The sequence below is a fragment of the Methylovorus mays genome, assembly GCF_020531915.1.
Lineage (GTDB): Bacteria > Pseudomonadota > Gammaproteobacteria > Burkholderiales > Methylophilaceae > Methylovorus > Methylovorus mays.
On the sequence record NZ_JAJAVG010000004.1, the window covers coordinates 498952 to 520178 of the forward strand.

The window sequence follows — 21227 nt, forward strand, 5'->3', positions numbered from 1 at the left end:
CCCGGCATCAGCTCGGGCTTTTCACGCTCACCATTCCGCCCTCATGCGCCCAGGCGTTCCAGCCCGCCCATATAAGGCCGCAATACTTCAGGCACCACCACACTGCCATCGGCCTCTTGATAGTTTTCCAGCACAGCCACCAGAGTGCGGCCTACGGCCAGGCCGGAGCCATTCAGGGTATGCACCAGCTCGGGCTTGCCGCCTTCATTGCGGAAACGCGCTTGCAAACGACGTGCCTGGAAGGCCTCGCAGTTGGATACGGATGAGATCTCGCGGTAGGTATTCTGGGCGGGCAGCCAGACTTCCAGATCATAGGTCTTGGCGGCACCAAAGCCCATGTCGCCAGTACACAACGACACCACGCGATACGGCAGGCCCAGCGCCTGCAGGATATGCTCGGCGTGGCCAACCATCTCTTCCAGCGCCTCGTAGCTTTTTTCCGGATGCACAATCTGCACCATTTCCACTTTGTCGAACTGGTGCTGACGTATCATGCCGCGCGTGTCGCGGCCATAGGAGCCTGCCTCGGAACGGAAGCATGGCGTATGGGCAGTGAGCTTGATGGGCAGGCTTTCCGCTGCCAGAATCTCGTCGCGCACGGTGTTAGTCAAAGTCACTTCCGAGGTCGGGATCAGGTATAGCGCTTCGCCCTCGCCTTCTTGCCCACCTTTTTGCGCGGCAAACAGATCCGCCTCGAACTTGGGCAACTGGCCGGTACCGCGCAGGCTGTCCGCATTCACAATATACGGTGTATAGCACTCGGTGTAGCCGTGGCGCTCGGTTTGCGTATCCAGCATGAACTGGGCAAGCGCACGATGCAGACGCGCAATCTGGCCGCGCATCAGCGTAAAGCGCGCCCCTGCCAGCTTGGCGCCGGTATCAAAATCCAGCCCCAGCGGCGTACCCACATCGGTGTGGTCCTTGATCTCGAAGTCAAAACTGCGTGGCGTGCCGACCTTGCGCACTTCCACGTTATCTTCCTCGGACTTGCCTTGCGGCACGCTGGCGTGCGGCAGATTGGGGATATTGAGCAGGAACTGCTGCAATTCAGCCTGAATCACGCCCAGGCGCTCTTCATCCGCCTTGAGCTGCTCGCCGAGCCCGGCCACTTCGGCCATGATGCTGCTGACGTCTTCACCCTTGGACTTGGCAATGCCGATCTGCTTGGAAGTGGCGTTACGCTTGGCCTGCAAATCCTGCGTGCGCGTCTGCACCAGCTTGCGATCACTCTCCAGCGCTTCAAATCTGGCGGTATCCAGCGCAAAGCCACGGCTCGCCAGGCGGCTCACCACGGTGTCCAGTTCATTGCGTAATTGTTGTATGTCTAACATAAGGCTTCCTGATCGTTATTTCTGCTTGATAGTTTATTTCTTCTTGGGGGCACGCAGGGCTTGCGCATCCAGCTCGCGCAGCCTTGCCAGTTTTTCGGCAATCTTGCCTTCCAGTCCGCGCGGCGTGGGCACGTAAAACTGAATGGCTTCAAGATCATCGGGGAAATACTGCTCGCCCGCGGCATAGGCATCCGGCTCGTTATGCGCGTAGCGGTATTCCTTGCCGTAATCCAGCTCTTTCATCAGCTTGGTTGGTGCATTGCGCAAGTGCAAAGGCACATTGCGCGATTTATCCTGCGCGACAAAGGCTTTGGCCTGATTATAGGCCATATAGGCGGCATTGCTCTTGGGCGCCACGGCGCAGTAGATCACCGCATTCGACAATGCCAGCTCGCCCTCTGGCGAGCCCAGCCGCTCGTATATCTGGCAGGCTTCCAGCGTCATGGTCTGCGCACGCGGATCGGCAATGCCGATATCTTCCACCGCCATGCGGATAAGACGGCGACCTAGGTAAAGCGGGTCGGCCCCGCCATCAATCATGCGCAAAAACCAGTACAAGGCCGCGTCAGGGTTGGAGCCGCGCACCGACTTGTGCAAGGCGGATATCTGGTCGTAAAACGCTTCGCCGCCCTTATCAAAGCGGCGCAGCTTGCTCGCCATGGTGCTTTGCAAAAACTCGGCATTGATCTCGGTCAGGCCACTGGTCAGCGCCGCATTGAACAAGCCTTCAACAAAGTTGAGCAGGCGCCGCGCATCGCCATCAGCATAGGCCAGCACCTGTTCTTTCACCTCATCGCTCAATGCCATCTCAGGCGCCATATTGGCGCGGGCACGTTCCAGCAGTTCGGCAAGGTCAGTTTCAGACAGGGCTTGCAGCACAAACACGCGCGCCCGGCTCAGCAAGGCGCTGTTGACTTCAAACGACGGGTTTTCGGTGGTGGCGCCGATAAAGGTAATCAGGCCGCTTTCCACAAACGGCAAAAATGCATCCTGCTGGCCTTTGTTGAAGCGATGCACCTCATCGACAAACAGAATGGTGCGGCGACCGGATTGCTGCAAGGTGTGCTGGGCGCGCTCAACGGCTTCGCGGATGTCCTTGATGCCGGAAAGCACCGCCGACAAGGGGATGAATTCTGCATCGGCCGTATTGGCGATCAGGCGCGCCAGTGTGGTTTTGCCGACACCAGGCGGGCCCCACAAGATCATCGAGGGCAGCTTGCCGGACTGAAACGCCAGCCGCAAGGGCTTGCCCTCGCCCAGCAGATGCTTCTGGCCGACCACATCATCCAGCGTGGCTGGGCGCAGACGCTCGGCTAAGGGGGCATCGGGGGTATTCGGCTGAAAAAGATCGCTCAAAACAATGTCCGCTGGGGAAAGGCTATTCGCCTACGACGTCCGCACCGGCAGGCGGCACAAACCGGAATGCCTGGGCGGCCAGTGTCGGGTTGCGCTCAATCTGGCTGAACTCGATGAGCGTGCGGTGACCAAAGCTGTCCAGCAATTCCATCTGTGCCAGCTGATCGCCCTTGAAGCCGATCATGATCTGCTCGAAGCCGCTTTCCTTTTCGCGTGGCGTCGCCTTTACCCACTCCAGCCCACCCTGGTTACCACCATCCTGCAGGGCAAAGCTTTTTTCCATTTCCTTGCTGCCGGCCAGCATGGCAGCCGGGCTGGAGCCAATGGCCTTGCTTAGCGAGCGCACCGTCACCTGATTCAGCTCGGGGTCATACAGCCAGACCTTTTGGCCATCGCCGACGATTTCTTGCACATAGGGTTTCTGGTAATCCCAGCGGAATTTGCCGGGGCGTTGCAATTGCATATTGCCGGTCACTTCCTGCACCTTGCGGCCTTGCGCATCGGAGACGGTCTGCTTGAATTGCGCCTTGAGCCCGACCGTATTCTGGTAAAAGGCCTTGAGCCGCTCGGGGCCATCGGCCTGTGCCAACGCGGGGGTCAGCATGCTGGCGCTGGAGAAAGCCAGCAGAAGGGTATTCAGAAAAGATCGCATCAGTTACTCGCTATGGCTGTTAGGGGCTAAAACTTCACGGTTACCGTTGCTCTGCATGGCAGAGACCAGGCCCGCACGTTCCATGTCTTCAATCAGGCGGGCAGCGCGGTTGTAGCCTATGCGCAACTGGCGCTGCACCGAGGAAATGGAAGCACGGCGCGACTTGAGCACAATCGCCACGGCCTCATCGTACAGCGGGTCCGCTTCACCGCCACCACCCCCTTCGCCGCCATCCCCCACATCGCCACCTTCTTCGGTGGCACCGGTGAGGATGCCTTCAATATAGTTGGGCTCGCCCAGGGTCTTGATGTGCTCGACCACGCGATGCACTTCCTGATCGGACACAAACGCACCATGCACGCGCTGCGGATCGCTGGTGCCAGGTGGCTGATACAGCATGTCACCCTGCCCCAGCAAGGCTTCGGCGCCCATCTGGTCAAGAATGGTACGCGAGTCAATCTTGCTGGATACCTGGAAGGCAACCCGGGTGGGGATATTGGCCTTGATCAAGCCGGTAATCACATCGACCGACGGACGCTGTGTCGCCACGACCAAGTGGATGCCGCAGGCACGGGCTTTCTGCGCCAGACGGGCAATCGGTTCTTCCACCTTTTTGCCTACGACCATCATCAGATCGGCCAGTTCGTCGATGATGACGACGATGACCGGCAGCTCGTCCAGTGGCTCGGGGCTATCCGGCGTGAGTGTAAATGGATGCGGAATGCTCTTGCCATCCTTGGCGGCATCGCGGATTTTCTGGTTGTAGCCCGCGAGATTACGCACGCCCAGCACCGACATCAGCTTGTAGCGCCGCTCCATTTCCGCTACACCCCAGTTCAGCGCATTGCCGGCCTGGCGCATGTCGGTAATCACCGGGGCCAGCAAATGCGGAATGCCGTCATACACCGACAGCTCCAGCATCTTGGGATCAATCAGAATCAGACGTACCTTGCTCGGCTCGGCCTTGTAAAGCAGGCTCAGGATCATGGCATTGATGGCAACAGATTTACCCGACCCCGTCGTACCCGCGACCAGCACATGCGGCATCTTGGCAAGGTCAGCCACTACCGGCTTGCCGGAAATATCCTTGCCCATGGCGATGGCCAGGGGCGAATTCATGTCGGCATACACCTGCGAGCCGAGAATCTCGGACAGGAATACCACCTGACGCTTGGGATTCGGAATCTCCAGGCCCATATAGGTTTTGCCAGGGATGGTTTCCACCACGCGCACGCTGATCACGGACAAGGCTCGCGCCAGATCCTTGGAGAGATTGGCCACCTGGCTGCCCTTGACGCCTGCGGCTGGCTCGATTTCATAGCGGGTAATCACCGGGCCAGGCAAGGCCGCAATTACCTTGACCTCAATACCGAAGTCCATCAGCTTGCGCTCGATCAGACGCGAGGTGAATTCCAGAGTCTCGGCAGACTGCACTTCCACCACGCCACTGGGCTCATCCAGCAGATGCAATGGTGGCAAGGGTGAGTCCGGCAAGGTTTCAAACAAGGGTGACTGGCGCTCTTTTTCAATACGGTCGCTCTTGGGAATTTCCAGCGCGGGCGCCTGAATCTGGATAGGCGGCCGATCTTCGGTGCGCTTGCGCTCGTTATCGACAAATTCGGTACGCAGCTGCTCGGCCACCTTGCCCAGCTTGCGGTCCTGGCGGTCCTGCCATTTATTGCGCACATAGGCATACGCCCACTCCAGGGCACCACCCAGCTTTTCAGTCATCATGATCCACGACCAGCCAGTAAACAGACTGAAGCCCACCGCCATCATGAGGAGTAAAGCCATGGTCGAGCCAGCAAAACCCAGCATGCCGCGCAGCAGGCCATCCACGACGCTGCCCAGCATACCGCCGGGAGCCAGCGGCAATTGCGCAGGCAAGGCCAACAGATGCCCATATTCCAGGCTGGCAGAGGCCACAAGCAACAGACCAAAGCCTATGAAGTTAAGCAGCAACAAAGGTTTGCGGCTGGCCGCGACGACTTCAAGGCGCAAATACACCAGCCAGATGGCATAAAACGCAAACACCGCCAGCCACCATGCTGAAAACCCAAACAGGTACAGCAGGATATCCGACAGCCATGCACCCACAGTACCGCCCGCATTGTGTGTTATCGCGGCATCACTGGCAGTGTGTGACCAGGAAGGGTCTTCGCGCTGGTATGTCGCCAGAATGATGGTCAGATAGAGGCCAACGACCACGAGCCCAAGCCACCAGGCCTCTTTGACGATACCCGGAGTTTCCGGACGAGGCGTCTCGCGCTTGCTGTTTAAAGGGAGATTTTTTTTCTGGAAGAACAAGATGATCAGGCTATCCGGACAGTGGTTGAGCAACAATAAATCATTAACGGTTATTATATAAATAACGAGAGAATTATATCAGTTATGGCTGGTACTGCTTGTATTCCTCACACGCCGGTTAGCGATACTTATCAGGCAAATTTACAGAATCAATTTGCACTATTAATTTCGAGAACCTACCATACATAAAAATTGTCTGGCATAACGTTAACCACAACAAAAGAAAAGGATGGATACACCTCATGGATATCGGCATCAACGAAAAAGATCGCAAGAAGATCGCTGAAGGCCTCTCCCGTTTTCTGGCAGACACTTACACGCTCTACCTCAAAACCCATTTCTTCCACTGGAACGTCACTGGTCCGCAATTCCGCACCTTGCATCTGATGTTCGAGGAACAATATAACGAACTGTGGCTGGCAGTTGATCTGGTTGCCGAGCGCATTCGTTCGCTGGATGTCTACGCACCTGGCACCTACAAGGACTTCGCCAAGCTGACTTCCATCAAGGAAACCGATGGCGTGCCCAATGCGCAGGAGATGATCCGCGAACTGGTCGCCGGTCACGAAACCGTGGTGCGTACCGCCCGCTCGATTTTCCCTGTCGTGGAAAAAGCCTCGGACGAAGCCAGTGCAGACCTGCTGACCCAGCGCCTGCAATTGCACGAAAAAACCGCATGGATGCTGCGCAGCCTGCTGGAAAAATAAGCCTTACCGCAATACCGACCTATAGAAAAAACCGTACTCAGGAGTCTTAACATCATGGCAACAAAACACGCCCATCTGCTCATTCTGGGCTCTGGCCCTGCGGGCTACTCAGCAGCCGTTTACGCGGCGCGCGCCAACCTGAAACCCGTACTCGTCACGGGGATTGCCCAGGGTGGCCAGCTGATGACCACCACCGAGGTGGACAACTGGCCCGCGGATGCCGATGGTGTGCAAGGCCCCGAGCTGATGGCGCGTTTTCAGAAACATGCCGAGCGTTTCAATACGGAAATGATCTTTGATCACATTCATACCGCCAAACTCACCGAAAAGCCTATCCGGCTGATCGGCGACTCTGGCGAATACACCTGTGATGCCCTGATCATTGCCACCGGCGCTTCGGCACAGTATCTGGGCTTGCCCTCTGAAGAACAATTCTCTGGCAAGGGTGTATCTGCCTGCGCCACCTGTGACGGTTTTTTCTATCGCAATCAGGAAGTCGCGGTTATCGGCGGTGGCAACACGGCCGTAGAAGAAGCGCTGTATCTCGCCAATATCGCCAGCAAGGTAACGCTGGTGCACAGACGCGACAAGTTCAAGGCCGAAGCCATTCTGGTGGACAAGGTCATGGAGCGCGTGAAGGAAGGCAAGATCGTGCTGGAACTGCACTCCGTGCTGGAAGAAGTGCTGGGCGATGATAGCGGTGTGACCGGCATGCGTATCAAGAACAATGAAACCGGTGCCACTAAGGATATCCCCTTGCAAGGCGTGTTCATTGCGATTGGTCACAAGCCCAACACCGACATCTTTGCTGGCCAGCTGGAAATGGAAGGTGGTTACATCGTGACCAAGGCAGGCCGCAATGGCAATGCCACCGCAACCAGTGTGCCTGGCGTATTTGCGGCGGGCGATGTGCAGGATCATATTTACCGTCAGGCGGTCACCAGTGCAGGCAGTGGTTGTATGGCCGCACTGGATGCCGAGCGTTACCTGGATCAACTGAAGTAAGGCATCGCGGCGCAAGCCACCATGCGCGCACGGCAACCGGCTCCGGCCCTGCCGTGCGTTTTTGTTTGTGATATTGCCGCTTGAGCACAAAAGCGGCTATTGTTTAACTGATTCAGTTGCTTACCTGGTAAATTCTTGTGACTGACAAACCAGCAGATGACCCATTGGACGACGACGAGCTGCTCTTTCGCGAGGCAGTGAAAGGCGCTCGCCCCCTGCAATCGTCCAAGGTCACCTTTACGCCACCACGCCCCAAACCCATCCCCAAGCAATTCATTCGCGATGAGCGCCAGGCCCTGATCGACTCGCTCAGTGACCATTACATCCCGGCGCACGAACTGGAGAGCGGCGAAGAGCTGCTCTATCTGCGTGAAGGCCAGTCCCCCGCTATTTTGAGCAAGTTACGGCGCGGCCACTGGGTGGTGCAGGCAGGCATTGATCTGCATGGTCTGGTAGTGGATGAAGCTAGGCTTTACGTCGCCGAGTTTCTGGCGGACTGCAAAAAACGCGGCATACGCTGTGTGCGCATCGTGCATGGCAAAGGGCTGGGTTCGCGCAACCGCGAGCCCGTGCTCAAGCACAAACTGCGCAGCTGGCTGATGCAAAAAGACGAAGTGCTGGCCTATGCCCAGGCGCGCGCCACCGACGGCGGTAGCGGCGCCGTGATCGTACTGCTCAAGGCCTGATTCGCTGACGCAGCTGTCCTGCGCCACCTCTCCCGACTATTCCCCTTCACTTCAGGCCAAGTCGTATAGCCAAGCACTGAGGTTTTTTCACATGTTTAAAAGTATTTTGCAGTTGTAAGCAAACCATAAGGTTGGGTGCTTAGCATGCGCAGCATGTCATCAGAAAAAGATGGCTATTGACCTTTCAAATAGCTGCAGGAAAGTGCCCATGAAATACCGTTACATCGTATTGCTGCTTTGCACGCTGGGCTTGGCATCTCTTGCCCATGCGGATGAAACATCCGAATTGCAACCATCGGATCTGCAACACTTGAGCCTCTCTCAGGCCGAGCGTCTTTTACAAACCAATAATCGCGAAGTACTGTTTGCCCGTCGAGCACTGGAAGGCTCGCAAGCCGACAAACTCAGCGCTGGCCAGAAACCCAACCCCGTACTGAGCCTGAGCAGCACTAATTTCAAGCTGCATGGTAACAATGGCAATGGTGGCCTGCAGGATAAAACCCTGGACAGCATTGTGCGGGTTGACCAGTTGGTAGAGCGCGGCGGTAAACGGGAACTGCGTACCGCCGTGGCGGAAGACGCCATCAAGGCCTCCCGCTTTGACCTGCAGGACAGCATGCGCCAGCAAACGCTGAATCTGCGCTCAAGTTACTATGATCTCCTGCTGGCACAGCAGGCCGAACGCCTGCAGCAGGAGAATCAGGCCATTTTTGACAAGGTATTGCAGTCCGCCGAGCTACGTCTCAAGGCAGGCGATATATCGGCCACCGATGTGGCGCGTATCCGCGTTGACGCCCTGCGCGCCAAAAACGATGTCCGCCAGGCACAGGCGGACCGCGAAAAAGCGCAAGCCATTCTGGCTTACATGATCGGGCAGGAAAAAAATGCCTCCAGCCTGTACCTGACCGATGAATGGCCTGCGCTGGCGAATGCGCCGGATACCGGCAATACCGATATGACCTTGCTCGATCAGCGTGCCGATATTCAGGCCGCCTCCGCGCGCACCGAGCAGGCCATGGAAGCGCGAAAACTCGCCGAGTCGCTGCAGACTCGCGACATTACCGTAGGCGTGCAATACGAACATTACCCTGACGACAGCCGCAATACTGTGGGCGCAGCGGTCAGCATCCCATTGTTCACCAATTATCAATACCAGGGCGAAATCGCCAGAGCCGAGGTCAACCTGACAACTGCCGAGGAAGCCCGGGATCAAACCCAGGCGATGGCCCTGGGTGAAATCGCGCGCGCTCGTGCTGATCTCAATGCCGCCACTGATAAAGTACGTCGCTACGATGAGCAAATGCTGGCGGAAGCCAAGACCGCTGCCGACGCGGCCGAATTCGCCTACCAACATGGCGCCATGGGCGTGACCGATCTGCTGGATGCACGCCGTGTATACCGAACCCTGCAACTGGATGCCGCCAATGCGCGCGCCGACTATGCAAAATCCCTGGCCGCCTGGCAGGCAGCCACCCAACCACAGGAAGCTCCGTAACATGAACCGCAGCATTATTTCTCTCAGCCTGATCTGCCTCAGCGTCGCCACTCCTGGATTTGCCGCCGACAAGCCGCGCAGTGCCAGTCCGGCACCTTCCTCGCAGGAGGTCGTGTTAAAACCAGGCTCAAGCCAGTTTTCCAGCCTGAAAATGGAAGCGGTTACGGCGATTCCCGCCCCGGCCAGCGAGCCATTGAACGGCAAGATTGCCTTTGATGAAAATCACACTGTACGCATCAGTTCCCCCGTCACCGGCCGCGTGGTCAGCATCAGCGCGCAGCTGGGTGATACGGTGAAATCTGGCCAGGCACTGGCGGTGCTCGACTCCCCCGATTTGGGCACCGCCTTGGCAGATCACCGTAAAGCGCAAGCCGACCTGCAGCTCAAAAAACAGGCGCTGGAGCGCAGCCGCCTCTTGCTGGAGGGCGGCGTCATCGCGCGCAAGGAGTTTGAAAATAGCCAGGCCGACATGGCCGAATCACAGGCAGAAGCCGCTCGCACCTCCGCCATGCTGAGCAATCTCGGCACCCACGGCAGTGTGAATGGCGAGAGCTTCAGCTTGCGCAGCCCGATCAACGGCATGATTGTGGATCGTCAGATCAACCCTGGCAGCCAGGTACGGCCAGACGCTGCCAGCCCGCTGTTCATCATCAGTGATCCAAACTCCCTCTGGGCATCGATTGATCTGCCGGAGCGTGATTTGTCCAAGGTATCCGTCGGCCAGGCACTTTCCATCGAAGTAGATGCTTATCCTGGCGAAACCTTCAGCGGCCGCGTCTTGACCATAGGGGGCATGGTGGACCCGGCCACCCGGCGCATCCAGGTGCGTTGCAGTGTAGATGGCAAAGGCCGCCTCAAACCCGAGATGTATGCCCGCATTACCCCGCTGCAAAGCTCTCAGGAGAAGGTCATTCGCCTGCCTAACAGTGCGCTCATCACCGAAGGCTTGTACAGCTATGTGTTTGTGGAGACCTCCCCTGGCCACCTGCAAAAACGCCGGGTAGAACTGGCCACCCAGGCCCGCGACTTTGCCACCGTCAAAAGCGGTCTGGCATTGGGCGAGCGTGTGGTGACCTCGGGTGCCATTCTGCTCAATTCCGAGCTGGCTGCAGGCAAATAAGGCGATCTCACCATGTTGGAAAAACTGATTACCTTCTCCCTCCAGCAGCGCGTGTTTGTGCTGCTGGGTACCCTGGCCGTGATTATTTCGGGCTATTTTGCCGTTCAAAACCTGCCGATTGAGGCATTTCCTGATGTAGAAGATGTGCACGTGGGCATCGTCACCCAGGCGGCCGGGCTCGCCCCAGAAGAAGTCGAACGCGTGGTCACGCTGCCGATTGAGCATGAGATGAGTGGCGTGCCACACCTGATGCAAATGCGCTCGGTATCGATTACCGGCCTGTCTGTGGTCACCCTGACTTTTTCCGAGCATACCGATGATTATTTCGCCCGCCAGCAGGTGCTGGAACGCTTGCAGGGCGTAGGCCTGCCTGCGGCTTACCAGCCTACCCTCGCACCGCTAACCACAGCCGTGGGCGAAATCTACCGCTATCTGGTTGAAGCACCCAAGGACATGCCACAACGTGAAATCCGGGCGATTCAGGATTGGCAGATCATCCCCATGCTGCGCACCGTGCCCGGCGTGGCCGACATCACCAGCTTTGGTGGCGCGGTCAAGGAATATCAGGTGCGGCTCGATCCTTATCTGCTGAAGAAGTTTGATATCAGCATTGATCAGGTCAACCAGGCACTGGGCAATAACAGCAGCAACGTCGGTGGTGGCCTCATGCATCGCGGCGACGAAGCGCTGGTGGTGCGCGGCATAGGCCTGTTCAAGAGCATTGATGATATTGGCCAGACCGTGATCACCTCGCGGGATGGGCGGCCGATTGTGGTGAGCGATGTGGGGCAGGCCGTGATTGGCGACAAGACCCGCTCCGGCATTGTGTCCTATAACGATCGCGATGACGTGATCGAGGGCATCGTGCTCATGAACAAGGGCCAGAATCCGGCCAAGGTGATTGAAGCGCTACGCGAAAAAGCCAAGGAAGTGAATGCCAAGCTGCCACCCGGTGTGCGCATTGCCCCCTTCTATGACCGTACCAGCCTGATCGACCACACCGTGCATACGGTGACAGAAAACCTCATTGTGGGTGCCCTGCTGGTAGTGGCGATCCTGATCGTGTTCCTGCGCAACTGGCGCGCTGCGCTGATTGTCGCCAGCGTGATTCCCTTGTCGCTGCTATTCGCCTTCATCATCATGGATATTCGCGGCGTATCGGCCAACCTGATTTCGTTGGGCGCGGTGGACTTCGGCATCATCATCGACAGTGCGGTGGTGCTGGTTGAAGCGCTGATGGTGAGGTTAGCCATCACCGAGCTGGACAAATTCCCGCAGCAGGCCAGTTATGGCTGGCGCATCCATACGCTGAAGCAGACCGCTATTGAGATGGGCCGTCCTATCCTGTTCTCCAAGCTCATCATCATTCTGGCATTCCTGCCCATCTTCACCTTCCAGCGCGTAGAGGGCAAAATCTTCTCGCCCATGGCATTTACCCTGAGTTTTGCCTTGCTGGGCGCCATTTTGCTGACGCTGACGCTGGTGCCGGCCCTGCTCTCTTACACCATGCGCCGTGAAGATATGGCGGAAAGCCACAGCCCATGGCTGGAGAAAGTGCAGCATGCCTATCGCCACCTCCTGGTTCGCATGGGCACCATGCGCAAGCGTGTGGTGATTGTTTCGGTTGCCCTGCTTGCCATCTCGGTACTGCTGGCGCCACGGCTGGGTTCCGAGTTTCTGCCGCGGCTGGATGAAGGCAATATCTGGCTCACCATCAGCCTGCCGCCTTCCACCAGTCTGGAAAAAACCAAGGAAGTGGAACGGCATGTGCGCAAGATATTGCTGGGCTATCAGGAAGTGCATCTGGTAGTGAGCCATGTGGGTCGTCCGGACGACGGCACCGACCCCAAAGGTCCGAACAACATCGAGATCCTGGCTGACCTGAAACCCAAGGACACCTGGAAGTTTTCCAGCAAGGAAGCCTTGATCAAGGACATGTCGGCCAAGATACACACCATCCCCGGCATTCCCACCAATTTCTCGCAGGTGATTCAGGACAGCGTGGAAGAAGCGCTCTCTGGCGTGAAAGGGGAAATTTCAGTCAAGATTTTCGGGCCCGACCTCGGGATTCTGGAATCCAAAGCCGACGAGGTAGTGGATGTCTTGAACAGCATCAAGGGCGCAACCGATGTGGCGGCGATCCGCATCTCAGGCAACTCGGAGCTGGATATTCAGCTGGATCGCGCGCGCATGGCCCGCTATGGCTTGCAGGTAGGCGACGTCAACAGTACCGTGCAAACGGCGCTGGCTGGCAATGCCGCCAATACCTTTTACGATGGCGACCGCCGCTTTGATGTGACCTTGCGTCTGAATGAGGAATATCGCGATGCTGTTGATGACATTGCCGAACTGCCGATCGCGCTACCGAATAATGCAGGCAGTATCCCGTTGAGCGAGATTGCCGATATTCAGGTAAAGCAAGGCGCATCGCGCGTCAGCCGTGAAGGCGTATCGCGCATTGTGGCGATCAAGGCCAATCTGGTAGACCGCGATCAGGGCAGCTTTGTGCAGGAAGCCATGGCCAAGGTCAAACAGCAAGTGCCATTACCACCCGGCTACAGTATCACCTGGGGCGGCCAGTTTGAGAATCAGCAACGCGCCATGCAACGGCTGGAAGTGATTGTGCCTTTATCCCTCATGCTGATCTTTGTGCTGCTGTTTACCGCCTTCAAATCGGTACGCAATGCGCTGCTGGTGCTGATGATGATTCCATTCACGCTCATCGGCGGTCTGGGTGGACTGTGGCTGGCAGGCTTGCATTTATCGGTGTCGGCAGCAGTGGGCTTTATCGCCCTCGCCGGCATCTCGGTACAAAACGGCGTCATCATGGTGGAGCAGATCAAGCGCCTGATACTGGATGGGGTAAGCGTCAAGGATGCCGTGCTGGATGGTGCCGTAGCTCGCTTGCGGCCTATCCTGATGACCGCGCTGATGGCGGGCCTCGGCTTGCTGCCTGCCGCACTGTCACACAGCATAGGCTCTGAGACACAACGTCCATTTGCCGTGGTGATTGTGGGCGGTCTGGTGACAGCCACCTTCTTCACCCTGCTGTTGCTGCCCTTGCTGTTCCCTGCCTTTTCGGATGAGGCACGTAGCAAACCCTGGCGCAAAGAGCAATAAGCCCAGCTTTCAGTAGCTGGCAAAGCCGATAAAAAAACGCCCGGACAGCAATGCCCGGGCGTTTTTTATTGTGCGGTCATAATATCGCGGATGGCACGAATACTAGATCTGGAAGCGTTGCAATAGACAGACCGCTTCCGCCGCAATCCCCTCTTCACGGCCGACAAACCCCAGCTTCTCGGTGGTGGTGGCTTTTACGTTGATCGCATCGCGCAACAGGTTGCAATCCTCGGCGATGTTGGCGCACATCTGGTCGATATGGGCAGACAAGCGCGGCGCCTGCGCCATGACCGTGGCATCGATATTCACAATGGCGTAGTGCTTGGCTCGTATGAGTTTGACGACGTGGCGTAATAGCTCGCGCGAATCAATGCCCTTGTAGCGCACATCGGTATCCGGAAAGTGTTTGCCAATATCGCCCAGCGCCGCCGCGCCCAGCATGGCATCGCAGATGGCATGCAGCAGCACATCGGCATCCGAATGCCCGAGCAGGCCTTTGCTGTGCGGAATATCCACGCCGCCGATAATGCAGCGGCGCCCTTCAATCAGTTGATGTACATCAAAGCCATGGCCTATACGTATCATGCTTGTTCTCCTTGGGTCTGGTCAGCCCGCAGAATGGCTTCGGCCAGCCAGAGATCCTGCGGATAGGTGATTTTAAGGTTGCGCAGCTCGCCTTGCACCAGCAGTGGTTTAAGGCCCAGCGCCTCGACGGCTTGCGCTTCGTCCGTCGGGATATAGTCAGGAAGCTGTTGGGTATGCTCCAGTGCGCGCTTCAGCAAACCATGCGGAAACATTTGCGGGGTCTGCGCCTGCCAGAGCGTATCGCGCGACTCGGTGCGCTGTACACGCTGCTCGGGATCAGCGCGTTTAAGCGTATCCGCCAGCGGGATTGCCAAAATCCCCCCTACGCTATCCTGCTGCACGGCATCGATGAGGCGCTGCAACAGTTGAGGCGTCAGCATGGGGCGGGCAGCATCGTGCACCAGCACCCAGTCCTGCTCATCCACCAGACGCTGCATGGCGCGAAGGCCATTCAACACGGAATCAGAGCGCGTGTTGCCGCCCTGGTAATGCACATGCAAGCGCTCAGACCTTGGCAAATCTGGCTGGGTGGCCCAGATATCATCCTCCGGATTCAGCACCACATGCACACTGCTGATACAGGGACTCGCGAGAAAAAGATGAACGGTGCGCAGCACGACGGATTGCCCGAGCAAGGGCAGATACTGTTTGGGAAGAGAGGCCTGCATGCGGCTACCAGAGCCACTTGCCGGGATCAGGACATGACTTTTTTGCATGCCCAGATTCTAGCATGCCGACTTGGCAGAAACGGATGAGGGTTGAAACAGAAGAGGACTGTTGACTGAGAGCAAGAGCGCCGACAGTCGAACGCCGCATTTCAACCAGCTGGCAAACAGGCTAAACCAGCTGTCCCACATGCTGGCGCACAGCATCGGTGACTATCGCATCCAGTCCCTGGCCTTGCTTGTCATTCACATGACTGACCAGTTGCTGGCGCATGTTGTGCGCCCAGAAGCGTTTGATATGGCTGACAATTTCATTTTTCGCCAGCTCGCGGTCAGGATATGCAGAAAAAAACGTGCCAATCTGGTTGGCCATGGTAATCAGATGCTCAATATTCATGTCGACTCTTCAAAATGCCCGTAAATAATCTTTTCTGCGCCTGCATACACCACATGCTGATGGCTACGAGTAAACCCGACCAGAGCAATGCCACTATTTTCTGCCACACGAATGGCGAGACCAGTAGGCGCCGAAATCGCCACCAGCATGGGAATCCCGGCTGTCACGGTTTTTTGCACCATTTCATAACTTGCCCGGCTGGTCGTCAACACAAAGCCACGCCTGTCATCCCCGGCGCGGGCAATCGCCCCTATCAGCTTATCAAGCGCGTTGTGCCGGCCCACGTCTTCGCGCACCATGCGTATATCACCTTCTGGGCTTACCCAGGCACTGGCATGGGTAGCGCCGGTTAGCGCTTGCAAGGGCTGGCTTTTCTGTATGCTTTCCTGCGCCCGCAATATCGCGCGGTAATCAAACCTAAGGTCCGATGCCACCACTTTTTCGGGGATACGCAGTGCCTGCTCCAAGCTCTCAGCCCCGCACAAACCACAGCCGGTACGCCCTGCCATGCTGCGACGTCGCTCCTTGAGATTGGCAAAGCACTCGCTGGCAATCTCCATGCGCAGTTCAACGCCTTTTTCCTGCGGCACGATATCGAGCCCATATAAATCGCTGGGCTCGCGCAAGATGCCTTCACACAATGAAAACCCGAGGGCAAAATCCGCCAGGTCATCCGGCGTTGCCAGCATCACCGCATGCGAAATATCGTTGTAAATCATGGCGACTGGCATTTCTTCTGCCACGCGATCCTGCAACGCCGTTACGCCAATTTCTTTCCCATCATCGCGCCACTTTCTGACGGGATAGAGACCGGTAATATCCAATCCGGTCTCGGCATTCACTAATTTTTCACTCACACATCTCTACTCAATCCGCGCCTCTTTAGCTGTGTTTTGCGCAAAAGCGATCTGCTCTTCACTGAACTGCCGATAGCTGCGCTGCCAGTCGGAAAGCTGTGAAACACGGGTGACCTGCACTGCCGTTACCTTGAACTCGGGACAATTGGTCGCCCAATCGGAGTTATCCGTGGTGATCACGTTGGCGCCGGATTCCGGATGGTGGAAGGTGGTGTAAATGACGCCAGGCTGCACACGCTCGGTAATCTTGGCGCGTAGCACCGTTTCACCGGCGCGGCTGGCGATCCCCACCCAGTCACCTTCACTGATGCCGCGATCTTCAGCATCATGCGGATGAATCTCAACCATATCCTCAGGATGCCAGGCCACGTTCTCGGTACGTCGTGTCTGCGCGCCTACATTATATTGCGAAAGGATACGGCCCGTGGTCAGGATCAATGGATACTTGGCATTGACCTTTTCCGTGGTCGGCACGTATTGCGTAATGAAGAACTTGCCCTTGCCGCGCACAAACTCGTCGATGTGCATGGTCGGCGTGCCATTCGGGAACTCCTCCGTGCAAGGCCATTGCACGCTGCCCAGTTCGTCCAGTTTCTTGAAGCTGACGCCGGAGAATGTGGGCGTGAGCGCCGCAATTTCATCCAGAATGTCCGAAGCATGCTTGTAATGCATGGGGTAGCCCAGCGCCGTGGACAGCTTGGCGGTGATTTCCCAATCTTCATAGCCATTCTTCGGGGTCATGACGCGACGGACTGGGGAAATACGACGCTCGGCATTAGTAAAGGTGCCGGTCTTTTCCAGGAAAGAGGCACCAGGCAGGAATACGTGGGCGTACATCGCGGTTTCGTTCAGGAACAGATCCTGCACGATGACGCATTCCATGGATTCCAGCGCGTGGGTGACGTGTTGGGTATCGGGATCCGATTGCGCGATATCCTCGCCATTGCAATACAACGCCTTGAAGCTGCCTTCAATTGCCTGATCCAGCATATTGGGAATGCGCAAGCCAGGATCAGCCGACAGCGGACGGCCCCAGGCCGACTCGAACAAGGCACGGGTAGCATCGTCCGACACATGGCGATAGCCGGTGAACTCATGTGGCATGGACCCCATGTCGCAGGAACCCTGCACATTGTTCTGGCCACGCAAGGGATTAACGCCCACGCCTTCACGCCCGATATTGCCTGTGGCCATGGCCAGGTTGGCAATCCCCATGACGGTAGTCGAACCTTGGCTATGCTCGGTCACGCCCAAGCCATAATAGATCGCCGCATTGCCGCCCGTAGCGAACAGGCGGGCTGCTGCCCGCACCTCGGCAGCCTTGATGCCGAGTTCGCTTTCAAGGGCTTCAGGCGAATTTTCTGGCTTGGCGACAAAGTCGCGCCACATTACAAAAGAATCCCACTCGCAGCGGGCTTTTACGAACGCTTCGTCAACCAGGCCTTCCGTCACGACCACATGCGCCATGGCGGAAATCAGCGCCACATTGGTACCTGGGCGCAGCTTGAGGTGGTGATCTGCCTTGACGTGTGGTGAAGATACCAGATCAATCGCACGTGGGTCGGCCACGATCAGCTTGGCGCCCTCACGCAGGCGACGCTTCATTTGCGAACCGAATACCGGGTGACCATCGGTGGGGTTGGCGCCGATCACCATGATGACATCCGACTTCATCACCGAATCAAACGTCTGGGTACCAGCAGATTCACCCAGGGTTTGCTTGAGGCCATAACCGGTTGGCGAATGGCACACGCGAGCGCAGGTATCGACGTTATTGCTACCGAACACAGCACGCACCAGCTTTTGCACCACATAGACTTCTTCATTAGTGCAACGTGAAGAGGTAATGGCACCCACCGACTCCTTGCCATACTTGCCCTGAATACGCTGAATCTCACTGGCGGCATACGAAATAGCCTCGTCCCAGGACACTTCCGTCCATGGATCGCTAATGCTCTTGCGGATCATGGGCTTGGTAATGCGGTCCTTGTGTGTAGCATAGCCCCAGGCAAAGCGCCCTTTCACACAGGAGTGTCCATGATTGGCGCCGCCATCCTTGTTCGGCACCATGCGAATCAGCTCTTCGCCTTTCATTTCGGCGTTAAACGAGCAGCCAACGCCGCAGTAAGCGCAGGTAGTGGTCACGCTATGCTCGGGCTGACCATGCTGTATGACGGACTTTTCCATCAGGGTGGCGGTCGGGCAAGCCTGTACACAGGCACCACAGGACACACATTCGGATTCCAGGAAATTGTTCACGCCGGAAGCGACTTTGGATTCAAAGCCGCGGCCCTGAATGGTAAGCGCAAACGTGCCCTGGGTTTCTTCACATGCCCGCACACAACGTGAGCAGACGATGCACTTGGAAGGATCAAACGTGAAATACGGATTGGAGGTGTCTTTTTCAGCACGCAGGTGGTTTTCACCTTCGTAGCCATAGCGCACTTCGCGCAGGCCCACGGCACCTGCCATGTCCTGCAGTTCGCAATCACCATTGGCGGCACAGGTCAGGCAATCCAGTGGGTGGTCAGAGATGTAAAGCTCCATGACGCCACGGCGAATATCCGCCAGCTTGGGGCTTTGCGTACGGACTTTCAGCCCGTTATCGACCGGCGTGGTGCACGAAGCAGGATATCCGCGGCGGCCTTCGATTTCCACCAGGCACAAACGGCAGGAGCCGAATGGGTCTAGGCTGTCGGTCGCACAGAGTTTGGGGACGCTCACGCCAGCGACCATGGCCGCATGCATGATGGAGGTGCCAGCAGGTACCGTGACGTCGGTGCCATCAATATTGAGGGTCACTTGCTGATCGGAATGGCTGGCTGGGGTACCGTAATCTTTTTGGTGTTCCATGGCTATCTCCTAAATACTGCTCAGGCCGCTTGTGCTTTTTTATTAAGGCCGAAATCTTCTGGAAAATGGTTGATCGCGCTCAAGACCGGGTATGGCGTCATGCCGCCCAGCGCGCAGAGGGAACCATTCAGCATGGTGTCGCTGAGATCGCGCACCAGGGCAATGTTCTGCGCGAGGTCACGCCCCTGCATGATCTTGTCCATGACTTCCACGCCCCGGGTTGAACCGATGCGGCATGGCGTGCATTTGCCACAGGACTCAATGGCGCAGAACTCAAAGGCATAGCGAGCCATTTTGGCCATGTCCACGGTATCATCAAACGCCACAATGCCTCCATGACCAAGCACCGCCCACAATTTGGAAAACTCTTCGTAATCCAGTGGCGTATCAAACTGTGACTCCGGCAGATAGGCCCCCAGTGGGCCGCCAACCTGCACCGCCCGGATAGGGCGCCCTGTAGCGGAACCACCACCAAAGTCATACAGCAACTGACGCAAGGTGACGCCGAAGGCTTTTTCCACCAGGCCACCATGTTTGATATTGCCTGCCAGCTGAATAGGCAACGTGCCGCGAGAACGGCCCATACCGTAGTCACGGTAAAAGGCGCCGCCTTTATCCAGAATAATCGGCACGCTGGCAAAGGAAATCACGTTGTTGACCACGGTCGGCTTGCCGAACAAGCCTTCAATCGCGGGCAATGGTGGTTTGAAGCGCACCAGGCCACGCTTGCCTTCCAGGCTCTCCAGCAGCGAGGTTTCTTCACCGCAGACATATGCCCCAGCGGCACGACGCACTTCGAGTTCAAAGGCATGGCCGCTGCCGAGTATATTCGGGCCCAGGTAATGTTTTTCGCGAGCGTGCTGAATGGCTTCGTTGAGTACAGCCAGCGCATGCGGATATTCGGAGCGCAGGTAGATATAGCCTTGCGTGGCGCCTACTGCCAGCGCCGCAATCGTCATGCCTTCAATCAGGACAAACGGATCTCCTTCCATGATCATGCGATCTGAATAGGTACCCGAATCGCCTTCATCGGCATTGCAGACAATGTATTTCTGGTCGGCCTTGCAGTCGTGCACGGTTTTCCACTTGATGCCAGTCGGGAAAGCCGCGCCACCGCGGCCGCGCAGGCCAGAATCCGTCACCTGCTGCACGATCTCGGCAGACTGCAGAGCCAGGGCGTTTTGCAAACCGCGATAGCCATCGTGCGCAAGATAATCGGTGAGTGATACAGGATCGGTAATGCCTACGCGGGCAAAGGTCAGTCGCTCCTGCTGCTTGAGCCAGGGCAATTCCTCGGTCGCGCCCAGCTTCAGGGCATGGGCACCGCCATTGACAAAGTCCGCAGCAAATAGCGATGGCACATCGGCGACATCGACCGGGCCATACGCAATCCTGCCAGCAGGCGTTTCAACCTCTACCAGCGGCTCAAGCCAGAACATGCCGCGCGAGCCATTGCGGATGATTTCAACCGCCACATTATGGCGTGCTGCGTGCTCGGCAATCGCCTTGGCGACTTTTTCCGCCCCCAGTGACAAGGCACTGGAGTCGCGGGGAATATAGATACGGGTCATCACGCCACTCCCTTCGCTTCGGCAATAATCGCATCCAGCCGCTTGGGGCTTACGCGGCCATATACTTCTTCGTCCACGGTAATCGCCGGTGAACAGGCGCAATTGCCCAGACAGTACACCGGCTCCAGCGTGATGCTGCCGTCAGAAGTAGTCTGATGGTAATCAATGCCCAGCGATGCTTTCGCATGCGCTTCGAGTTCGGTGGAGCCCATGGACTGACAGGATTCGGCGCGGCATATCTGAATGATGTGACGGCCCGGTGGATGGGTGCGGAAGTGGTGGTAAAAGGTGACGACGCCGTGAATTTCGGCCACTGAAAGATTCAAGGCTTTGGATATGCTGCCATAGCTCTCCTCCGGCACATATCCCACGTCGTCCTGTATGGCATGCAGTAAAGGCAACAACCCGCCAGGCAGCGCCTTGTGTGCAGTAATGTGCGCGTCTATACGCGCTGCTTGCTCAGGTAACACAACATCTCCTCTACTACAAAACAACTTGGTTTTTATTATTCGAGTTCGTT

Annotated in this window: 17 protein-coding genes; 6 read left to right on the plus strand and 11 right to left on the minus strand. The window is 57.2% G+C overall.

Going from position 1 to position 21227, the window contains the following annotated elements; genetic code table 11:
• Positions 1 to 41 precede the first annotated feature (41 nt).
• From serS to LG203_RS04655, 4 genes are read right to left on the minus strand one after another with little or no spacing between them, the layout of a single operon-like run.
• The gene (gene serS / locus LG203_RS04640) at positions 42 to 1331 is read right to left on the minus strand and encodes a serine--tRNA ligase (protein WP_230344702.1); all 1290 of its coding nucleotides are present in this window, start codon (positions 1329 to 1331) and stop codon (positions 42 to 44) included.
• A gap of 33 nt (positions 1332 to 1364) precedes the next feature.
• Positions 1365 to 2687 (minus strand): replication-associated recombination protein A, encoded by a 1323-nt coding sequence (locus tag LG203_RS04645; protein ID WP_230344703.1) that lies wholly within the window; start codon positions 2685 to 2687, stop codon positions 1365 to 1367.
• A 22-nt stretch (positions 2688 to 2709) separates the two neighbouring features.
• On the minus strand, positions 2710 to 3339 hold the full coding sequence (gene lolA, locus LG203_RS04650) for an outer membrane lipoprotein chaperone LolA (protein ID WP_230344704.1): 630 nt from the start codon (positions 3337 to 3339) through the stop codon (positions 2710 to 2712).
• A gap of 3 nt (positions 3340 to 3342) precedes the next feature.
• Entirely contained in the window at positions 3343 to 5646 is a 2304-nt protein-coding gene (locus LG203_RS04655) for a DNA translocase FtsK (RefSeq protein WP_407665367.1), read from the minus strand.
• Between the two features lie 242 nt (positions 5647 to 5888).
• Between LG203_RS04655 and LG203_RS04665 the strand changes: the two genes are divergently transcribed.
• From LG203_RS04665 to LG203_RS04690, 6 genes are all read left to right on the plus strand, one after another.
• Positions 5889 to 6353: a Dps family protein gene (locus LG203_RS04665; protein WP_230344705.1), complete on the plus strand. Its 465-nt coding sequence runs from the start codon at positions 5889 to 5891 to the stop codon at positions 6351 to 6353.
• A gap of 54 nt (positions 6354 to 6407) precedes the next feature.
• Positions 6408 to 7358 (plus strand): thioredoxin-disulfide reductase, encoded by a 951-nt coding sequence (trxB, locus tag LG203_RS04670; RefSeq protein ID WP_015829936.1) that lies wholly within the window; start codon positions 6408 to 6410, stop codon positions 7356 to 7358.
• A gap of 164 nt (positions 7359 to 7522) precedes the next feature.
• Complete coding sequence (locus LG203_RS04675) at positions 7523 to 8044, plus strand: Smr/MutS family protein (RefSeq protein WP_230345035.1); 522 nt, start codon at positions 7523 to 7525, stop codon at positions 8042 to 8044.
• A 208-nt stretch (positions 8045 to 8252) separates the two neighbouring features.
• Complete coding sequence (locus tag LG203_RS04680) at positions 8253 to 9539, plus strand: TolC family protein (protein ID WP_230344706.1); 1287 nt, start codon at positions 8253 to 8255, stop codon at positions 9537 to 9539.
• Between the two features lies 1 nt (position 9540).
• Positions 9541 to 10659 carry an efflux RND transporter periplasmic adaptor subunit gene (locus LG203_RS04685; protein WP_230344707.1) on the plus strand — a complete coding sequence of 373 codons (1119 nt, stop codon included), beginning with the start codon at positions 9541 to 9543 and terminating at the stop codon, positions 10657 to 10659.
• Positions 10660 to 10671: 12 nt separating this feature from the next.
• Complete coding sequence (locus LG203_RS04690; RefSeq protein WP_230344708.1) at positions 10672 to 13779, plus strand: efflux RND transporter permease subunit; 3108 nt, start codon at positions 10672 to 10674, stop codon at positions 13777 to 13779.
• Positions 13780 to 13881: 102 nt separating this feature from the next.
• Here the strand turns inward: LG203_RS04690 and ispF are convergent, their stop codons facing one another.
• From ispF to LG203_RS04725, 7 genes are all read right to left on the minus strand, one after another.
• A complete protein-coding gene (gene ispF / locus LG203_RS04695) occupies positions 13882 to 14364 on the minus strand; it encodes a 2-C-methyl-D-erythritol 2,4-cyclodiphosphate synthase (protein ID WP_013442038.1) in 483 nt (160 codons plus the stop codon).
• Positions 14361 to 15080, minus strand: a complete 720-nt coding sequence (gene ispD, locus LG203_RS04700) for a 2-C-methyl-D-erythritol 4-phosphate cytidylyltransferase (RefSeq protein WP_230344709.1) — start codon at positions 15078 to 15080, stop codon at positions 14361 to 14363. Before ispD ends, ispF begins: the two co-directional genes overlap by 4 nt.
• 121 nt (positions 15081 to 15201) lie before the next feature.
• A complete protein-coding gene (locus LG203_RS04705; RefSeq protein WP_230344710.1) occupies positions 15202 to 15426 on the minus strand; it encodes a formate dehydrogenase subunit delta in 225 nt (74 codons plus the stop codon).
• A complete protein-coding gene (fdhD, locus tag LG203_RS04710; protein WP_230344711.1) occupies positions 15423 to 16283 on the minus strand; it encodes a formate dehydrogenase accessory sulfurtransferase FdhD in 861 nt (286 codons plus the stop codon). Before fdhD ends, LG203_RS04705 begins: the two co-directional genes overlap by 4 nt.
• A 6-nt stretch (positions 16284 to 16289) precedes the next feature.
• A complete protein-coding gene (gene fdhF / locus LG203_RS04715) occupies positions 16290 to 19136 on the minus strand; it encodes a formate dehydrogenase subunit alpha (protein ID WP_230344712.1) in 2847 nt (948 codons plus the stop codon).
• A 20-nt stretch (positions 19137 to 19156) separates the two neighbouring features.
• Positions 19157 to 20707: a formate dehydrogenase beta subunit gene (locus LG203_RS04720; RefSeq protein WP_230344713.1), complete on the minus strand. Its 1551-nt coding sequence runs from the start codon at positions 20705 to 20707 to the stop codon at positions 19157 to 19159.
• A complete protein-coding gene (locus LG203_RS04725; RefSeq protein ID WP_230344714.1) occupies positions 20707 to 21177 on the minus strand; it encodes a formate dehydrogenase subunit gamma in 471 nt (156 codons plus the stop codon). Before LG203_RS04725 ends, LG203_RS04720 begins: the two co-directional genes overlap by 1 nt.
• Between the last annotated feature and the right edge of the window lie 50 nt (positions 21178 to 21227).

Bases quoted from the DNA above. Each gene is read 5' to 3' on its own strand.
- ispF (WP_013442038.1), bottom strand. From the start codon at position 14,364: ATGATACGTATAGGCCATGGCTTTGATGTACATCAACTGATTGAAGGG.
- trxB (WP_015829936.1), top strand. From the start codon at position 6,408: ATGGCAACAAAACACGCCCATCTGCTCATTCTGGGCTCTGGCCCTGCG.
- LG203_RS04665 (WP_230344705.1), top strand. From the start codon at position 5,889: ATGGATATCGGCATCAACGAAAAAGATCGCAAGAAGATCGCTGAAGGC.
- ispD (WP_230344709.1), bottom strand. From the start codon at position 15,080: ATGCAAAAAAGTCATGTCCTGATCCCGGCAAGTGGCTCTGGTAGCCGC.
- LG203_RS04720 (WP_230344713.1), bottom strand. From the start codon at position 20,707: ATGACCCGTATCTATATTCCCCGCGACTCCAGTGCCTTGTCACTGGGG.
- LG203_RS04690 (WP_230344708.1), top strand. From the start codon at position 10,672: ATGTTGGAAAAACTGATTACCTTCTCCCTCCAGCAGCGCGTGTTTGTG.
- LG203_RS04685 (WP_230344707.1), top strand. From the start codon at position 9,541: ATGAACCGCAGCATTATTTCTCTCAGCCTGATCTGCCTCAGCGTCGCC.
- fdhF (WP_230344712.1), bottom strand. From the start codon at position 19,136: ATGGAACACCAAAAAGATTACGGTACCCCAGCCAGCCATTCCGATCAG.
- lolA (WP_230344704.1), bottom strand. From the start codon at position 3,339: ATGCGATCTTTTCTGAATACCCTTCTGCTGGCTTTCTCCAGCGCCAGC.
- LG203_RS04680 (WP_230344706.1), top strand. From the start codon at position 8,253: ATGAAATACCGTTACATCGTATTGCTGCTTTGCACGCTGGGCTTGGCA.
- LG203_RS04705 (WP_230344710.1), bottom strand. From the start codon at position 15,426: ATGAATATTGAGCATCTGATTACCATGGCCAACCAGATTGGCACGTTT.
- serS (WP_230344702.1), bottom strand. From the start codon at position 1,331: ATGTTAGACATACAACAATTACGCAATGAACTGGACACCGTGGTGAGC.